Source organism: Paenibacillus sp. J31R30 (assembly GCF_059692115.1).
The window spans coordinates 206,149-224,963 of the sequence record NZ_JCAUAV010000009.1; the positions used below are offsets into that span (position 1 = coordinate 206,149).

The window sequence follows — 18,815 nt, forward strand, 5'->3', positions numbered from 1 at the left end:
GTGCCCCCGCTCTTTTCTTTATTAATTTGAACGATGCCTACTATCTGACTGCACTCCCCGAGCGACTTAATATTTCTTCTAGTGCCTGCAAAAGCGGCTTACGCAGCTCTTTATTCATTAATGCGAAATCGAGAGAGGTTAGTATGAAGCCTAGCTTTTCACCGACATCGTAACGTGTGCCTTCAAATTCATAAGCATGTACACCTTCAATCTCCGCAAGTCTTTGAATCGCATCTGTTAATTGAATTTCTCCGTTTACGTCTTTTTCTGTATTTTCCAAAAAGCCAAAGATTCTCGGAGTCAGTATGTATCGTCCCATAATGGCTAAATTCGAAGGCGCTTGATCCCTTTTCGGTTTTTCTACCATATATTTCACTTCACAAAGTCGATCATGTATTTCACCTGGAGCAATGATTCCATAACGACTTACATCCTCATCTGCAACATGCTTTACAGCGACAATCGCCTTCTGCAACAACTCAAATTTCTTAATCATTTGAAGCAAGCAAGGCGTCTCTGCCTTGACAATGTCATCGCCAAGAAGGACTGCAAACGGTTCATCACCAATAAACTTTCGTGCGCACCAGACAGCATGCCCCAAACCCTTGGGCTCTTTCTGACGAATGTAGTGGATATCCACAATATTCGAGCTTCGCCGTACCTCTTCAAGTAACTCTAGTTTTCTTTTTTCTAACAATGCTTGCTCTAATTCAAATGCATTGTCAAAATGATCCTCAATTGCCCGCTTGCCTTTACCTGTAACGATGATGATATCCTCGATACCGGATTCGACTGCCTCCTCCACAATATATTGAATAGTAGGTTTATCAACGATTGGCAGCATTTCTTTCGGCATTGCTTTTGTTGCTGGCAAAAACCTGGTCCCTAAACCCGCAGCTGGAATAATCGCTTTTCGTACTCTTTTCATCCATGTAACCCCCTATGTGCTTAATGATTCTTATATCTATCCCGCAAAGAGAAAAATATAAAAAGTCTAGGTATGTCATCTTAGCCTGTAAGAAAAAATACCTACACTTTTTATAAAAAATGTGGGGCATCTAACCCCTCCTCACTTCACACCATCGACAATAATGTCTAAGGCGCTTATACGCCCACAGCGTGATCGAGTGTCTACAGTGATAAAGGTGCAGTAGACATTACCTATTACTTACAAAGTAATTATGTTTTGCCGAATTACTTTAGTAATACAGATAAGATGATTGTTGTCTGGCATGCGTCTTGTGATTCAGAACAACACCTAATACATTTGCCTTAACTAACTTCAAATTCAGAAGTGTCTTTTTCACAGCCCGGCATTTCACTTTACCGGAGTGAATAACAATTAGGACACCATCACATATGGTTGATAAAATTTGCGAATCTGTGACTGCGAGTGTAGGTGGAGAATCTATTAGAATAAGATCATATTCTTGACTAAGCTGCTCTAGTAACGAGTGCATGTGTTTGGAGGATAAAAGTTCCGCAGGATTAGGAGGAATAGGTCCAGAGGGAATCAGTGTTAAATTATGTATGCCTGTTTCTACGATCACATCTGTGATTGCATTCTGATTTGCAAGAATGTTAGTTAACCCAGTCCGGTTAGATTTCAAAAAGTAATGATGGAGAGTAGGTTTTCTTAAATCGGCATCCATGATTAAAACCTTCTTGTCTTCTTGAGCAAACGCTATTGCCAAATTAGCAACTGTTGTTGACTTACCTTCTCCTGGCTGAGATGAAGTTACTAGGATTTTTTTGATTTCCTGATCAACAGACGAGAATTTGATATTCGTTCTTAATGTTCTGTAAGCTTCTGAAATATGTGATTTGGAATTCATATTAGTGACGAGAACATTTTTGTTCTTACTGATTTGCGCTGACATAAGTCCCCTCACCTACTGTTCTTTTTTTGTATGATCTAGACTTAATTTTAGGAATGACCCCTAACGTCGGAATACCTAAGTGAGTTTCAACATCACTATCCGTTTTGATCGAATCATCCAAGTACTCTAACAAGAAGGAAATTCCTATTGCTACTAAGAAAGAAGCGAGCAAGCTTATGATGATATTAATTTCAGGTCTAGGCTTAGCGGGGCGAGGATTAGCTTTCTCTTTCGCTTCATTTAGAATGGTTACATTATCTACCTTCATAATCGTAGGAATTTGACTCTTAAATACCTCAGCGACTGCATTTACGATCTTTACTGCCTGGGTATGTGAATGATCCTCCGTAGATATGCTCATAACCTGTGTTTGATTCGTCGAGCTCACACTAATTTTTTTACTTAATTCTTCTGTAGATAACTTTAACTCAGGATACTTTTCGACAACTTTATCCAGAATAGCCGGAGTTCCTATGATTTCTTTATAGGTATTGATCAACATGATATTTGTACTAATGCTGTCGTAGTCAATCGAAAGTAAACTTTGATCTGCACTTGTTTTACTTACAATAATCTTTGAAGTAGCTGCATATACCGGTTGGATGTAATAGAAACTTATAAGCCCTGTAGCCAGACAAGATATGACAACGATACTTACAATCATCCACAACCTTTTCTTAATAACCATCAAGTAATCTTTCAGTTCTAGTCCCATTTTGCCCTCCTCTAACGATGTGCTCTACGAGTTAGTAAACTTTGTTACAATTTGTATCATCAATGTTACGACCTGGCATTTTCCCGTGCCCTTTGACCTATTCAATAAATACAATTTGTATCTTATAACTAGATTAAGATACAAATTGTATCTTGTCAAGTAGTGTTTAAAGACTATATGATACCGAACCATTTCTTCTTGCTGCTGAAGGATGGATGCTCAATTGTTTCCCCTTTTATTAATCGGACGGCATTATTCTTGTAATATTCTGCCCGATCCTCACCGAGAGAAACACGAAGGTAAACCATTGCTTGAGCTAAATTTCCTGGCCTATTACTTGTGTTATGTGCATCAGAGGCAATAACATGCGCCAAGTTTACCTTGCATAGTTTATAAGCAAACCTTTGAACTTTTCTTCCGAAAAATCCCAATAATGAATGAGAAGTTACTTGACATAGTACCCCGCGTTCAACATATTCCCTTAAACGATTTGGATATCTAATAAACTCCTTATTTCTTTCAGGATGAGCTATTACAGGAGCCAATTTAAGGATGCTCAGCTCATACAAAAGCTCATCAAAATAATCAGGTACACCATACGAAGGAAGTTCTAATAAAATATATTGTGTATGATTTAAAGTGCGAATTTTTCCATTCGACAAGTCATCCAACAAGCCCTTATAAAGGCGGACTTCTTGGCCAGGAAGAATATTGAGCCCGATTTCACGCTTCTTAAGCTCTAAATTAAGTGAACTGACTGCATGATCTACGAAAACTGCCTCATTCTCGTACTTTCCATCTGCGTGATGCGGAGTGGCTATGACGGTGTGTATGCCGTTCTGCTCTGCATAACGAGCCATAAGAATAGCTTCTTCCAAAGATTCAGCACCATCATCTAAATTTGGTAGAATATGAAAATGAGTATCAACTAACATTGGACTCCCACCTCTCTCAGCATAACAAATCGACATTTTGCCTACTTGAGATCGGCGCATTAAAATAATCATAGTGCTGAATGACTTGGGACATTAGATGATGTGGTTCCTTAAAAAAATCTAAAATATAACGGCCAAGCTCTTCTCCGTCATTCCACTCTGACTCATATTCGAATCCTTCGTCCAACTTACGAGCTCCTATAAGAACACCAGCAGCTGAAATTGGCATGCCATTCAACAGTAATCGAAAGTTCCAAATAATTCTTCCATCAATAGGCAAATCTAATGAAGAATGAAACTTCATACCACGACAGCTAGCTTCAGTAATCCTTACTTTGGTATGCTTAGATTCAATTCTCTTATTATTGATTTGTATAATCTTAATTAAGCAATGAACCATAGACTCACGTTTGAGGTCAAATTTCCGCCTTTTGATGACATGACTCCCCATAAACTCATCGTCCTTTTCGCAAGTTGACATTTTCATTTTCATATCTTGCCTAACACTGGTATAATAGGTCTAACATATTGGTAAATGGTTATAATATTACTATTCTTATTGAAATGTGAGGAAATCGAACATGACTAAATACGGGGACAGAATTGCCCTTCTGCGGGAAAAGCATGCTCTCACCCAGGAAGATCTAGCCACTAAGCTGGGCATTTCAAGAGCCGCGCTATCACACTATGAGACATCTCGTAGAGAGCCGGATTATGATACTATCAATAAGTTCGCTTCATTCTTCCGCGTTTCCATAGACTACTTGCTTGGTCGTACCGATTCACCAGATCGCATACTAGATCAAGAAGTGCAGGAGTTTGTGGATAATTTGGAGCTTTCTGATGAAAAAATTCTTGAAAAATTCTCTTTAACTGTTGATGGGAAAAAGTTGTCTGCCAACGAGGCACGTCGTTTCATTGCTTTTGTACGGGCTGAACGCTCACTTGAATAGCATTCTCCTGCAACTCTGATTCTGATAAACACAACGACATAAATTTATTTGGATCAATACCCAATTGTAGTAGCACCTTATTAATATCCACCGTGACTTGCGAACGATTCTCCATAAGTTCTCCTTCAATTGATCATGCGAGTTATTAGCATGATCTTTTTAATGTAACGACTATGTACATTCGTAAAGATACGAAATGTATCTGTCCTAAGATGATTTATCCGCATTGATCCCAATATACCTTAAGGTGACAGAGGGGGCAGAATGATTGAATAGATCGCGTAAGACAGATATATTTTTCGTCTTTTGATAATAGTGATATCCATAAGTTTTCCTAAGTGTGTGGGTACCAATATCATGAAGACCAACCTGTTTGGCCGCTTCATTCAAAATGCGATACACACGGATACGCTTAATTGGCTTTCCTGTTCGTTGCGAAGGGAATACGAAGTCTCCATCTTCCATATATTTCACATACTCAAAGATAGATTCTCGCAATTGATTGGTGATCACAAAATTTTTCTCTTTACCTGTCTTTTCTTCTTTTATCGTAACGCGATTCTTTCCTTTCAAATCCCCTACCCTCAACATTAATAAGTCACTTAAGTGCAATCCCGAATTAATTCCAATCGTGAATAGGAGCCAATCTCGTTGTGACTGTCTAATTAATACTTCTTGAAGCTGCTCGATCTTCTCTTGATCGCGAATAGGCTGAACGACTTGCATTGCAACAACGCTCCTTTTTCAAATTAACTTATTTATGTTCGTTGTCATTCAAAAATGTACGACTAAGTTCATTAACTTCTACCATATCTGGAATCCAATAGTATAATCTCATGCCAACCAGCGGATCCAACTCCGAGCCACTATGTCCAGGGATCTGCCGATAACTAAAATCCTCTTCCGTCATACCCTTAAATAACCAAGCTAAGCTAATTAAATCGTCATCCTTAAAGTTGGTATCCAAAATGTCCTTCTTGACTTTAATTAACAAATTTGCGATTTCTCCAATATGTTCGGGTTTTAGTATTTCTTTCGCCACACTTTTAAGAATATTGGATTGCTCCTCTTGTCGACCAAAGTCACCATTTGGGAACGAGTACCTTTCTCTTGCTAGACTTAGTGCGAGTTTACCGTTAATGTGCTGCTTGCCTTTGGTCAGAGTCCCACTATCATCCGACAAGATAATATCATTCTCTACCTCAACATCTACACCACCAATGGTATCAATAAAATCTTCAAACCCCTTAAAATCAGTCTTCATATAGTAATTGATCGGTATTTGTAAAAAATCACTAGCTGCCTGTAAAGCAGCTTGTGTCCCTTCTTGATTGCCTCCCTTGGATTCACCAAGAATGTGGGCATGGTTTATTTTGGTTAAACCGACATCTTTAACCATGACCCGTGTATCTCTAGGGATCGATACAAGATTAACTTTTCGACTCGATGGAATGACATGCATAACCATCATCACATCTGATCTCGATATCTCCTCCTCTCTGGCATCTACGCCAAGAATCAACACATTGAATGCTTTCATGACCTTCGGTTCTTTGGTTGTGACCGGGTTATTCGTTAGATCTCTTGCCGATTCTTTAGCTAATTCTTTCTCTGGTCTTTGCTCCACTGGTTGGGGGGCCGTTTCCATGGAAACGGCCGGCCTACTCAGAACAGGTACTGTCATCTGTTCAAAATGATGTTCAGGTTCATATTTCAAATAAATGTAGCCGCCTGCACCGACCAATCCAAGGAGGATGGAGCCTGCTGAGTACAGTACCCAACGCTTCATCGTGACACATCCTTTGGATTTTCTTTCTAGATACAAAATGTATCATCACTTACATACTCGTGATGCTTTTTTGGAGAATAAAGTACTCATGTCTCAGATACACTTTGTATCTAATTTATGATACAAAGTGTATTTTGTCAATAGAATGTACAAACATTCTTTCCCCCTCATTTCGACACTTTCTCTCAAACTACCCATAATTCCAAAATCAGGTTAATATCTATCACATTACGAGATAAATCGAATATACTAATTTTAATTAGAAGATTGTAAATAAATACTAAAAAAGGAGAGTGTGACTATGGCTGATCCAACAGTGGGGAATTTAAGTGACTTAAAAACGACAGATAAGTCTAGTATCGTAAGCGCAATAAATGAGCATGATGCGAGAATTAAAGAAATCGGGGTTAATGTAAAAGCATTTGGAGCTAAGGGAGATGGCGTGAAGGACGATACTGCTGCAATCCAAGCTGCAATTAATGCATCTGCAGGAGTTGTTTTCATACCTGCTGGGACATATATGATCAATGCGGTTACGAATGATACGGATAATCCGACTACAGGTGGGATTACTTTGCCAAGCAATACAACACTGATTCTTAGTGAGAAAACTATTTTAAAAGCGATTACGAATAATTCTCAAACTTACGGAATTGTACGCATACCTGATAGTACAAACGTTACCATCACTGGCGGCACCATCCAAGGAGACCGTACCACACATACAGGCACGACGGGCAGCTGGGGACAAGGTATCATGATACAAGGTGGAATAGATGTTTTAATTGAGAATGTTACAATTAGAGACTGCTGGGGAGACGGGATATTTATCGGTTCTGGCGCAGCTTTCGAGCCTGCTCCGGCAAAGCGAGTAACGATCAATAACGTAGTCTGTGATAATAATAGAAGACAAGGTATGTCAATCATTCATACAGATGGCATGGTAGTAAATGGTAGTGTTTTCAAAAATACGAATGGAACCGATCCTGCACGTGGCGTAGATATTGAACCTGTACCCAATTATTTTGCAAAGAATATCGTATTCTCAAATTGCCAATTCATAGGGAATGCTGAATCTGGATTTGGTTGTGATGGAAGCAGTGGGTCTGGCTCTGTTACTAACATTATCGTAGAAGGGTGTAGTTCAATTGGAAATGCCTACCATGGCTTGCTATTCTATGTGTGTGACAACATTATAGCTAGCAATAATATATGTACAGGCAATCTAGCGAATGGCATTCAGCTAGAAGTGGCCACAAACAGTTCTGTGATAGGGAATCAAGCTAACTCCAACACGCAATGTGGTATAAAAGTGAAGACCACTTCCAACTATAACGTGGTTTCTGATAATACCTGCAAGAGTAACAAAGATGTAGGTATCGCAATCAGTGGGAGCAGTTACAATCTCGTAAATAATAATGTTTGCTATAAAAATACGACTGATGGAATATGTATTTACTTGAGTGTAGGGACTCTGGTTAATGGAAATATCGCATCTGAGAACATGGGAAATGGCATCTATAGCTTTGGTACATCACCGCAAACGCAAATTTCGGATAACAAAGCAAATCGCAATCTGAAGACAGGAATTCGAATGGAAAACGGTAATGATAGTATGATCGCAACCAATTCTTGCTTCGAGAATTCACAAATTACAAACAATCTTTACAATAATATCTACGTATCAGGCAGTAGTGATGTACAAATTGTACAAAACCAAGTTAGAAAAGGTACACTTACAAATAAGCCAGCAAATGGTATTGTAGTAGAATCGTGTGCACGTGCACTACTGCAAGGAAATGACACTTATAATGGTGGAGTGGCTTCTACAGGATATGTAATGACAAGCAGTTCGGGTAGTTTAGCTACTCGTAATAAAAAAGGCAACGGAACCTTTGACGCATCCTAAGTATATGAATAATCGATTAAACAAAAAAGAAATCTCTCTTATATAAATGGTTGGGTGGTACCTCCATTTTATTTAAGAGAGATTTCTTTGTATATGATCAAATTAGTCTGTTCTCTGTCCCTTACTTATCTCATTCCCATCGACGCAACACGCACAGACTCACTCGTACCTATTCGAGAAACAAGCAAAGCTTGCTGCAACAGCAAAGCTAGCAGCTTTCGCATGGAGCCAATGCCAATTTTACTCATAATATTGGCAAGGTGAATCTTCACTGTTTTCTCACTGATACAACAATTTTCGGCAATTTCTTTGTTCGTGTAACCATATGTCGCAAGTAATGAAAGAATTTCGGTTTCACGTTGGGTCAGACCGTAATTGGAATAAAATTGAGTTAATACATCTGACTGATCTGAGATCATTGGCTTCATATGACAACTTCCTTTATATGAATGTGTCTTTCTCGACTGAGATCAAGAAAGGAATTTTCGATTTTCACAAGTGGATTCGTATCATCTGTTGGATTAATATAGACGACCTCGCCCCAGCGTCCATCGGTAAGAAGTACTTGTCTGCCTACTAAGTTATAAATGATATTTTGTAAAAAGACGGATACAATATGCGGATCTAATTCTCCGAAAAACCCTTTCCTCAAGCGACTAACAACCTCGTGGAACGGCATCATCTCGTGGTAGGGACGTTTGGATGACATCGCATGGAACACGTCGGCAACGGCGACGATTCGACTCATTCTGTCCAGTTGACTATCTTGCAGCTGCAAGGGATATCCAGTGCCATCTGCTCGTTCATGATGTTGTAGGGCAACCAGGGCTACACGATAGTTAATACCCACGGTATCACGCAACATATTGTAACCAAGAATGGTGTGTTTTTTTATTTCATCGTATTCTTCTGATGTTAATTTGCCTGGCTTCATCAGAATCTCTTGGGAAACCTTGATTTTACCCACATCATGCATAGTAGCTGCTAAGGATAATAAGGCGACATCCGCCTCTGCTAAATCCATCCATTTACCAATGAGTGTGGATAGGATGCCCACACCGATATTATGTTGATGCGTGTACTCATCTTTGGCCTTGACGGATTGAAACAATTGAAATAAATCAGGGTTCTCGGCCGCCTGCTGGACGATTGGAATTAATTCGTGCTTGATCTCAAGCAGCGGTATTTTCTTATGTATCTGAATACGTTCGAATAAGTCTTTGGCATATTGTGTCGCTTTTTGAACAAGACGATTTGCATCTTGAGAAGCTTCGGTTTCCGGCTGTCCATCTGGCATGCTTGTAGTTACGATATCCATCGTATCAATGCGATGCTGCTTAAATAAATCCAAGTGATCTTGATTGAGAACGGTATGAATGGGGACTAAGACTAGCCCATAGCTTGTTGTCACATCATATCTTAATCTTTTGCCCAGTAGGTCGCCCAAGAAATCCCGCTCCAGTAATTTCAAAATCGTTCCATTTTCAATTATATACGACATATTACTTCATATATATGGTATTTTTAACCTATATTTCGACATTTTTATCTAGGTTAAATTTCCCAGTCACGCGCATTTCACCATGACTCATAGGTCTAATGATCCTTTTACTTTTGTTATTCGCTATCCGTGACATCCGTCTATTCCTCTGCATATAGTAAGTATCGACTATCCGCTTTTACCTAAGGAGGACTTCACGAATGGCATCGAACAAGAAACAAGAACCGCGCGACGTAGAGCTTGATAATGAGATTTCACAAAGCGCGGCAACGGACTCGGACTACCCAACTGCCTATTATCCGCAAAATACGCCATACGCTTACGGCTATCCCGTACCGCAATATTACGGTTGGGTGCCTGCTTATGATCCACGCGGCTTGGGCGGCCTTGGTGGCTTCGGCATCCCCGGCTTCCCAGGAACCGGCGGCATGATGCCTGGCTTCCCAGGTGGACCAGGCGGCTTCCCTGGTATGCCAGGCGGTCCTGGCGGTTTCCCCGGTGGCCCTGGCGGCTTCCCTGGTGGCCCAGGATTTCCGGGCGGACCCGGCGGTTTCCCTGGTGGACCAGGGTTCCCTGGCGGACCGGGTGGTTTCCCAGGTGGTCCCGGACCAGGATCAAGCCCTGGCGGCTACCAACCGCCAACTTCTGCGCCGCCAAGTCATATACCGCAAAAGCCGCTTAAAGCGCCAGGCGTATACGCTGTAGATCCAGGCGGTATCTCCCGCTGCTTGTTCAGATTCACGTATATATGGCAAAGCAACGGACAACAATACTGGTATTTCCCAGTGTTCGTTGGACGGACATCGATCTCTGGATTCCGCTGGACGGGATTCTCATGGATGTTCTTCGGTATCGATTTGCGCTTTATCGACTCGTTTACTTGTTAATACGAATATAAACGTAATGAAGCCTCTCGGACCACTGCGCGTGGGAGAGAGGCTTCTTTGCTTCGTTAAAGCGACCTATTAGCCGCTAGCGTTTACGCCGAAATGCTTGCGGCAACAGCCAGGATGTGATCCATTAGTATCAGTTCTGTCCCAATAGTAATCTTTTTACAACAACAGCTGCTTCTGCACGCGTCGCATATGCCTGCGGAGCGAACATACCCTTGGATCTTCCGCTCATCAGTCCAGCACCTATCGCTTGCTTCACTACCGTGTTCGCCCAACCGCTGATTTCACCTTCATCCTCAAGAGCAGGTACTCCTTTTATGCTTACATCCGTTTGCTTAATTCCGGAAACGTAGACTTTCGCTCTCATTAGCATCGCTGCCATCTGCTCCCTAGTAATATCCTTCTCTGGAGCGAAATTCGTATCCGTTGTCCCCTGAATAATGCCGGCTGCATATGTCTTTGTTACCGCGTCAGCATACCAATCCTTGGTTTCAACATCGCTAAAAGGCAGCTTGCTGGCACTTGCTTTCAACTTAAATGCTCGCGCTAACATCGCAGCAAATTGGGCTCTTGTGACATTCGTATCTGGACTAAAATGTTCATCATCCATACCATTCACAATCCGTTTGTAAACCATCCACATCACATCATCTTTGGACCAATGATCTTTTAAGTCACTGAAACTATTTTCAAGAAAAATAGAATCATTGACCGTAACCGCGCGCTCACTCAAATTACTATCGATCATGTTGATGGATTTTAATAATAATTCCGAAGCTCCCGCGCTTTTCTGCTTAATGACTATCGTTTCGATATCTACGTTTCCACTTTCTCCTTTCACCTTACCAACCTTCGTGTGGGCTAAAATCAGTTCTTTATTTTTGATAACGGGAGATACGGAGAACCCCTCCATTTTGGATTCGGACTTCACAAGTTCAAGCTTATCTGGATCAAAAGCAAGCTTAACCTCATACGCGTACAAATTTTGGACATTTTCTCCCCTTAACGTAACAGTGAACTGCTGCTTTCCAGGTTCATCACCTTGAACAACAAGTGTAAATGTGGGAAGAGTCTCTGCAAAAACATGGCTATAGGTACCCCAACACATCAGTAATGCAGTTACAAACAAAATCGTTTTCCGAATCATATTTTTTCCTCCAGATATAAGAATTTCATTATGGAACAAGCATACTATGTCGCTTTTAGATACATTTCGTATCGTTATTTTCGAAAAACAAGGGAGCAGAGAATCATTCTCCACTCCCTTTGACAGGGAATTAATTTGTAATTTTTTGCGCAATTGCTGCAAGATCGGCAAGATCAATTCTTCCGTTGTTGTTGGAATCGGCACCTTTCACCTTATCCCAATCATCGTTCGTTGAATCTATACCGTAAAAAGCAGCTACTACAGCCAGATCGCCAACACTTATTTTCCCATCTTTATTAAGATCACCGACTATTCCAGTTACAACCTGTACATGCAACGAAGACAATCCAACTAATGATTCTTGTCCTTGGCCATTCCCAATAACCGCATTCGTGACCGAAATCGCACCTGTTGTTGAAACAAGCAAGTTTTTCGCATGGAATGTCAGTGACAGGATTGGGGAAGTACCCGTAAAGGCATTGGCTGCCCCCTCGCTAATTAGGATGAATCTAAGCTTTCCAGGTTCGTCACTTAAAGTCCTAATAATCTGAATGCCTTCTCTTACAGAGACTGCAGAAACAAACTCAAACTGACTCGAATCGTAATTCAAAATAAAATCTTGCGCATATACAGCTTGAACTACGTTACTCAGTCCAAGAGTCACCTGATAATTTTGTCCTGCTTGAGCTGAAGTAGCCCCCGTCAATGTGGTTTGTAAAAGTTGTGTCTGGGCAACTGGCAATACGTTCACGGTCCGCGAAATGCTTGCTGTATTTCCAGCATGATCGGATACCGTGTATTGAATGTTATATGCCCCTTCCTCACTGGTGTTCACGCTGCCAGTTGGCGTAATCACTATGTTACCGTCAACATTGTCTATTGCTGTTGCGCCAAGCTCGGTATACGTGCTTCCATGTGCAATGTCCATTGGATTTGAACCCGTTAAAATGATCACAGGGGCCGTATTGTCGAGGAGGAAGCTGTTAGACACTGCTACGTGCTCCTCTGAACCTGTCCGATATTTCACATGCAGGTACCATCTGCCTTCGCCGTTATCCTTGGTTAACGGTGCGCCTGCTTCAAACGGAATCCAATCTCCGCTTGGAGCATCAATGCTTTGTGACCACTGATACACTGGATTCGTCGCATATACGCTGAATGTGACTGAAGTAGTTACGCTTTTCGCTGAGACATTGCTTCCATTAACACTAAAGTTGTGTACAGAGCCATAGGTTACAACACTTACAGTACGTGTAGACTCGGCTTCATTACCAGCTATATCCGTTACCAGGTAATGAATAGAATATTCACCTAACACATTCGTATTTACACTTCCACTTATCGTTACGTTCGGGAGAATCGTATCCATATTATCTGTTGCACTCGCGCCAGGTTCGGTATAGGTACCTCCAAGCACCACCTCCATTGATTCAGCTCCTTCCAAAGCAATCGTTGGGGCTGTGTTATCGAGTAAGAAGCTGCTCGAAACAAGGTACTTTTCCTTGCTGCCTTTCATGTACTTCACGTGCAGGTACCATGTGCCGTCTCCACCGGTTTTGGTTAGGATGTCGCCGTTTGTAAATGGCGTCCATGTACCGGTTGGCGCATCCGTACTCTGCGTCCATTGGTACTGAAGGCCTGTTACGGTTCCATCGACCGTCACTTGGGTCGATGCGCTCTTCGCAGGTGTGCTGCTTCCGTTGGCGATGAAACTGTGGGCATCGGCTTGATCGACCACATTCACCGTACGTGATACAGAAGCTTCATTGCCTGCTGTATCTACCGTGTGGTAAACAATCGTATACGTGCCTTCCAAATTCGTGTTCACAGTCCCTGTTTGCGTGACTACGAGACCGGCTTCCGTCGTTGCTCCTAGATCTGTATAAGTTCCTCCTACCTCTACATCGATTGAGGATAAACCTACTAACGAAATCGTTGGAGCCGTATTATCGAGTAAAAAGCTTTCCGAGACAAGGTTTTTCTCCTTAGTACCTTTTATGTACTTCACGTGCAGGTACCATGCGCCGTCGCCACCGGTTTTTATTAGGATGTCGCCGCTTGCAAATGGTGTCCAAGTGCCGTTTAGTACATCTGCACTCGACGTCCATTGATACTGCAGACCTGCTACGGTTCCATCGACCGTTACTTGGGTTGATGCGCTCTTCACAGGTGTGCTGCTTCCGTTGGCGATGAAGCTGTGGGCATCGGCTTGGTCGACCACGTTCACCGTACGTGATACAGACGCTTCATTGCCAGCTGCATCCACCGTGTGGTACACAATTGTATACGTGCCTTCCTCATTCGTGTTCACAGTACCTGTTTGCGTAACTGCGAGACCCGCTTCCGTCGTTGCTCCTAGATCTGTATAAGTTCCGCCAAGCTCGACTTCTACTATTGCTTCACCTGTCAAAGCCAGTTCAGGCACGCTGTTGTCGAGCAGGAAGCTTTCAGAAACAAAGCTTTTCGCTTTGCTGCCCTTCATATACTTCACGTGAAGGTACCATTCGCCGTCCCCACCGGTTTTGATTAGGGTGTCGCCACTTGCAAATGGCGTCCATGTGCCAGTTGGCGCATCCGTGCTCTGCGTCCATTGATACTGCAGACCTGTTACGTTTCCTTCGACCGTAACTTTGGTTGATGCGCTCTTCACAGGTGTGCTGCTTCCGTTGGCGATGAAGCTGTGGGCATCGGCTTGGTCGACCACATTCACTGTACGAGATACAGACGCTTCATTACCAGCTGTATCCACCGTGTGGTACACAATTGTATACGCGCCTTCCTCATTTGTGTCCACAGTACCTGTTTGCGTAACTACTAGACCGGCTTCCGTCGTAGCTCCTAGGTCACTAAATGTTCCGCCAAGCTCGACTTCTACGATAGCGTCACCTGTCAAAGTCAGTTCAGGCAAGGTGTTGTCGAGCAGGAAGCTTTCAGAAACGAAGCTTTTCGCTTTGCTGCCCTTCATATACTTCACGTGCAGGTACCATTCGCCGTCTCCACCGGTTTTGGTTAGGGTATCGCCGCTTGCAAATGGCGTCCATGTGCCGGTTGGCGCATCTGTACTTTGCGTCCATTGATACTGCAGACCTGTTACGTTTCCTTCGACCGTAACTTTGGTTGATGCGCTCTTCGCAGGCGCAGCGCTTCCGTTGGCGATAAAGCTGTGGGCATCGGCTTGATCGATTACATTCACAGTACGTGATACAGACGCTTCATTACCAGCTGCATCCGCAGTGTGGTACACAATCGTATACGCGCCTTCCACATTCGTGTTCACAGTACCTGTTTGCGTGACTGCGAGACCCGCTTCCGTCGTTGCTCCTAGATCTGTATAAGTTCCGCCAAGCTCGACTTCTACTATTGCTTCACCTGTCAAAGCCAGTTCAGGCACGCTGTTGTCGAGCAGGAAGCTTTCAGAAACAAAGCTTTTCGCTTTGCTGCCTTTCATGTACTTCACGTGCAGGTACCAAGTGCCGTCTCCACCGGTTTTGGTTAGGGTGTCGCCGCTTGTAAATGGCGTCCATGTTTCAGTTGGCGCATCTGTACTTTGCGTCCATTGATACTGCAGACCTGTTACGTTTCCTTCGACCGTAACTTTGGTTGATGCGCTCTTCGCAGGCGCAGCGCTTCCGTTAGCGATGAAGCTGTGGGCGTCGGCTTGATCGACCACGTTCACTGTACGTGATACAGACGCTTCATTACCAGCTGCATCCGCCGTGTGGTACACAATCGTATACGCGCCTTCCACATTCGTGTTCACAGTCCCTGTTTGCGTGACTGCGAGACCCGCTTCCGTCGTAGCTCCTGGGTCACTAAATGTTCCGCCAAGCTCGACTTCTACGATAGCGTCACCTGTCAAAGTCAGTTCAGGCAAGGTGTTGTCGAGCAGGAAGCTTTCAGAAACGAAGCTTTTCGCTTTGCTGCCCTTCATATACTTCACGTGCAAGTACCAAGTGCCGTCTCCACCGGTTTTGATTAGGATGTCGCCGCTTGCAAATGGTGTCCATGTGCCGTTTAGTACATCTGCACTCGACGTCCATTGATACTGCAGACCTGCTACGGTTCCATCGACCGTCACTTTGGTTGATGCGCTCTTCGCAGGCGCTGTGCTTCCGTTAGCGATGAAGCTGTGGGCATCGGCTTGATCGAACACGTTCACTATACGAGATACAGACGCTTCATTGCCAGCTGCATCCGACGTGTGGTACACAATCGTATACGCGCCTTCCACATTCGTGTTCACAGTACCTGTTTGCGTGACTGCGAGACCCGCTTCCGTCGTTGCTCCTAGATCTGTATAAGTTCCACCAAGCTCGACTTCTACTATTGCTTCACCTGTCAAAGTCAGTTCAGGCACGCTGTTGTCGAGCAAGAAGCTTTCAGAAACAAAGCTTTTCGCTTTGCTGCCTTTCATGTACTTCACGTGAAGGTACCATTCGCCGTCTCCACCGGCTTTGGTTAGGGTGTCGCCGCTTGCAAATGGCGTCCATGTCCCGGTTGGCGCATCCGTGCTCTGCGTCCATTGATACTGCAAGCCTGTTACAGTTCCATCGACCGTTACTTTGGTTGATGCGCTCTTCGCAGGCGCAGCGCTTCCGTTGGCGATAAAGCTGTGGGCATCGGCTTGATCGACCACGTTCACTGTACGTGATACAGACGCTTCATTGCCAGCTGCATCTACCGTGTGGTACACAATTGTATACGTGCCTTCCTCATTCGTGTTCACAGTACCTGTTTGCGTAACTGCGAGACCCGCTTCCGTCGTTGCTCCTAGATCTGTATAAGTTCCGCCAAGCTCGACTTCTACTATTGCTTCACCTGTCAAAGCCAGTTCAGGCACGCTGTTGTCGAGCAGGAAGCTTTCAGAAACGAAGCTTTTCGCTTTGCTGCCTTTCATGTACTTCACGTGAAGGTACCATTCGCCGTCCCCACCGGTTTTGGTTAGGGTATCGCCGCTTGCAAATGGCGTCCATGTGCCAGTTGGCGCATCTGTACTTTGCGTCCATTGATACTGCAGACCTGTTACGTTTCCTTCGACCGTAACTTTGGTTGATGCGCTCTTCGCAGGCGCAGCGCTTCCGTTAGCGATGAAGCTGTGGGCATCGGCTTGATCGACCACGTTCACTGTACGTGATACAGACGCTTCATTGCCAGCTGCATCTACCGTGTGGTACACAATCGTATATGAACCTTCCACATTCGTGTCCACAGTCCCTGTTTGCGTAACTGCGAGACCCGCTTCCGTCGTTGCTCCTGGGTCACTAAATGTTCCGCCAAGCTCGACTTCTACGATAGCGTCACCTGTCAAAATCAGTTCAGGCACGCTGTTGTCGAGCAGGAAGCTTTCAGAAACGAAGCTTTTCGCTTTGCTGCCCTTCATATACTTCACGTGCAGGTACCATTCGCCGTCTCCACCGGTTTTGGTTAGGGTATCGCCGCTTGCAAATGGCGTCCATGTACCGGTTGGCGCATCTGTGCTCTGCGTCCATTGATACTGCAAGCCTGTTACGGTTCCTTCGATCGTCACTTGGGTTGATGCGCTCTTCGCAGGCGCAGCGCTTCCGTTGGCGATGAAGCTGTGGGCGTCGGCTTGATCGATTACATTCACAGTACGTGATACAGACGCTTCATTACCAGCTGCATCCGCCGTGTGGTACACAATCGTATACGCGCCTTCCACATTCGTGTTCACAGTCCCTGTTTGCGTGACTACGAGACCCGCTTCCGTCGTAGCTCCTGGGTCACTAAATGTTCCGCCAAGCTCGACTTCTACGATAGCGTCACCTGTCAAAGTCAGTTCAGGCAAGGTGTTGTCGAGCAGGAAGCTTTCAGAAACGAAGCTTTTCGCTTTGCTGCCCTTCATATACTTCACGTGCAGGTACCATTCGCCGTCTTCACCGGTTTTAGTTAGGGTGTCGCCGCTTGCAAATGGCGTCCATGTACCAGTTGGCGCATCCGTACTTTGCGTCCATTGATACTGCAGACCTGCTACGGTTCCATCGACCGTCACTTTGGTTGATGCGCTCTTCGCAGGCGCTGTGCTTCCGTTAGCGATGAAGCTGTGGGCATCGGCTTGATCGAACACGTTCACTGTACGAGATACAGACGCTTCATTGCCAGCTGCATCCGACGTGTGGTACACAATCGTATACGCGCCTTCCACATTCGTGTTCACAGTACCTGTTTGCGTGACTGCGAGACCCGCTTCCGTCGTTGCTCCTGGGTCACTAAATGTTCCGCCAAGCTCGACTTCTACGATAGCGTCACCTGTCAAAGTCAGTTCAGGCAAGGTGTTGTCGAGCAGGAAGCTTTCAGAAACGAAGCTTTTCGCTTTGCTGCCCTTCATATACTTCACGTGCAGGTACCATTCGCCGTCTCCACCAGTTTTGGTTAGGGTATCGCCGCTTGCAAATGGCGTCCATGTCCCGGTTGGCGCATCCGTGCTTTGCGTCCATTGGTACTGCAGGCCTGTCACCGTTGTTCCATCGACCGTTACTTGGGTTGATGCGCTCTTCACAGGTGTGCTGCTTCCGTTGGCGATGAAGCTGTGGGCATCGGCTTGGTCGACCACGTTCACCGTACGTGATACAGACGCTTCATTGCCAGCTGCATCTACCGTGTGGTACACAATCGTATATGAACCTTCCACATTCGTGTCCACAGTCCCTGTTTGCGTGACTGCGAGACCCGCTTCCGTCGTAGCTCCTGGGTCACTAAATGTTCCGCCAAGCTCGACTTCTACGATAGCGTCACCTGTCAAAGTCAGTTCAGGCAAGGTGTTGTCGAGCAGGAAGCTTTCAGAAACGAAGCTTTTCGCTTTGCTGCCCTTCATATACTTCACGTGCAGGTACCAAGTGCCGTCTCCACCGGTTTTGATTAGGGTGTCGTCGCTTGCAAATGGCGTCCATGTGCCAGTTGGCGCATCTGTACTTTGCGTCCATTGATACTGCAGACCTGTTACGTTTCCTTCGACCGTAACTTTGGTTGATGCGCTCTTCACAGGTGTGCTGCTTCCGTTGGCGATGAAGCTGTGGGCATCGGCTTGGTCGACCACGTTCACCGTACGTGATACAGACGCTTCATTGCCAGCTGC

14 protein-coding genes are annotated in these 18,815 nt (G+C 44.4%); 3 read left to right on the plus strand and 11 right to left on the minus strand.

The features are described 5' to 3' along the window. Positions 1-40: 40 nt before the first annotated feature. The 5 genes from galU to AC58QO_RS25235 all read right to left on the minus strand — a co-directional run bounded on the left by galU (position 41) and on the right by AC58QO_RS25235 (position 4,023). Positions 41-928 carry a UTP--glucose-1-phosphate uridylyltransferase GalU gene (gene galU, locus AC58QO_RS25215; protein WP_497270373.1) on the minus strand — a complete coding sequence of 296 codons (888 nt, stop codon included), beginning with the start codon at positions 926-928 and terminating at the stop codon, positions 41-43. Between the two features lie 271 nt (positions 929-1,199). After that, on the minus strand, positions 1,200-1,880 hold the full coding sequence (locus AC58QO_RS25220; protein WP_497270375.1) for a CpsD/CapB family tyrosine-protein kinase: 681 nt from the start codon (positions 1,878-1,880) through the stop codon (positions 1,200-1,202). Then, positions 1,861-2,595, minus strand: coding sequence for a YveK family protein (locus AC58QO_RS25225; RefSeq protein WP_497270376.1), 735 nt, complete (start codon positions 2,593-2,595; stop codon positions 1,861-1,863). The genes AC58QO_RS25220 and AC58QO_RS25225 overlap by 20 nt, the downstream gene beginning before the upstream one ends. 173 nt (positions 2,596-2,768) lie before the next feature. After that, the gene (locus AC58QO_RS25230; protein ID WP_497270378.1) at positions 2,769-3,530 is read right to left on the minus strand and encodes a tyrosine-protein phosphatase; all 762 of its coding nucleotides are present in this window, start codon (positions 3,528-3,530) and stop codon (positions 2,769-2,771) included. Positions 3,531-3,546: 16 nt separating this feature from the next. Then, positions 3,547-4,023 carry a hypothetical protein gene (locus AC58QO_RS25235; protein WP_497270380.1) on the minus strand — a complete coding sequence of 159 codons (477 nt, stop codon included), beginning with the start codon at positions 4,021-4,023 and terminating at the stop codon, positions 3,547-3,549. 88 nt (positions 4,024-4,111) lie between these two features. Here AC58QO_RS25235 and AC58QO_RS25240 point away from each other — a divergent pair, with 88 nt between their 5' ends. Next, positions 4,112-4,483 (plus strand): helix-turn-helix domain-containing protein, encoded by a 372-nt coding sequence (locus AC58QO_RS25240; protein WP_497270381.1) that lies wholly within the window; start codon positions 4,112-4,114, stop codon positions 4,481-4,483. Between the two features lie 207 nt (positions 4,484-4,690). On the opposite strand, the gene AC58QO_RS25245 is transcribed toward AC58QO_RS25240, so the two are convergent. Further along, complete coding sequence (locus AC58QO_RS25245) at positions 4,691-5,209, minus strand: site-specific integrase (RefSeq protein ID WP_497270383.1); 519 nt, start codon at positions 5,207-5,209, stop codon at positions 4,691-4,693. 28 nt (positions 5,210-5,237) lie between these two features. Next, complete coding sequence (locus AC58QO_RS25250; RefSeq protein ID WP_497270385.1) at positions 5,238-6,272, minus strand: LCP family protein; 1,035 nt, start codon at positions 6,270-6,272, stop codon at positions 5,238-5,240. Between the two features lie 301 nt (positions 6,273-6,573). On the opposite strand from AC58QO_RS25250, the gene AC58QO_RS25255 reads away from it, so the two are divergent. Then, entirely contained in the window at positions 6,574-8,181 is a 1,608-nt protein-coding gene (locus AC58QO_RS25255; RefSeq protein ID WP_497270387.1) for a right-handed parallel beta-helix repeat-containing protein, read from the plus strand. 125 nt (positions 8,182-8,306) lie between these two features. On the opposite strand, the gene AC58QO_RS25260 is transcribed toward AC58QO_RS25255, so the two are convergent. After that, positions 8,307-8,609, minus strand: a complete 303-nt coding sequence (locus tag AC58QO_RS25260; protein WP_497270389.1) for a response regulator transcription factor — start codon at positions 8,607-8,609, stop codon at positions 8,307-8,309. After that, positions 8,606-9,682: an HD-GYP domain-containing protein gene (locus AC58QO_RS25265; protein ID WP_497270390.1), complete on the minus strand. Its 1,077-nt coding sequence runs from the start codon at positions 9,680-9,682 to the stop codon at positions 8,606-8,608. Before AC58QO_RS25265 ends, AC58QO_RS25260 begins: the two co-directional genes overlap by 4 nt. Positions 9,683-9,882: 200 nt before the next feature. On the opposite strand from AC58QO_RS25265, the gene AC58QO_RS25270 reads away from it, so the two are divergent. Beyond that, complete coding sequence (locus AC58QO_RS25270; protein ID WP_497270392.1) at positions 9,883-10,569, plus strand: hypothetical protein; 687 nt, start codon at positions 9,883-9,885, stop codon at positions 10,567-10,569. Positions 10,570-10,708: 139 nt separating this feature from the next. Here the strand turns inward: AC58QO_RS25270 and AC58QO_RS25275 are convergent, their stop codons facing one another. Together AC58QO_RS25275 and AC58QO_RS25280 are read right to left on the minus strand one after the other, a co-directional pair. Then, positions 10,709-11,722, minus strand: a complete 1,014-nt coding sequence (locus tag AC58QO_RS25275) for an S-layer homology domain-containing protein (RefSeq protein ID WP_497270394.1) — start codon at positions 11,720-11,722, stop codon at positions 10,709-10,711. 130 nt (positions 11,723-11,852) lie between these two features. Next, positions 11,853-18,776, minus strand: coding sequence for an immunoglobulin-like domain-containing protein (locus tag AC58QO_RS25280; RefSeq protein WP_497270396.1), 6,924 nt, complete (start codon positions 18,774-18,776; stop codon positions 11,853-11,855). Positions 18,777-18,815 lie beyond the last annotated feature (39 nt).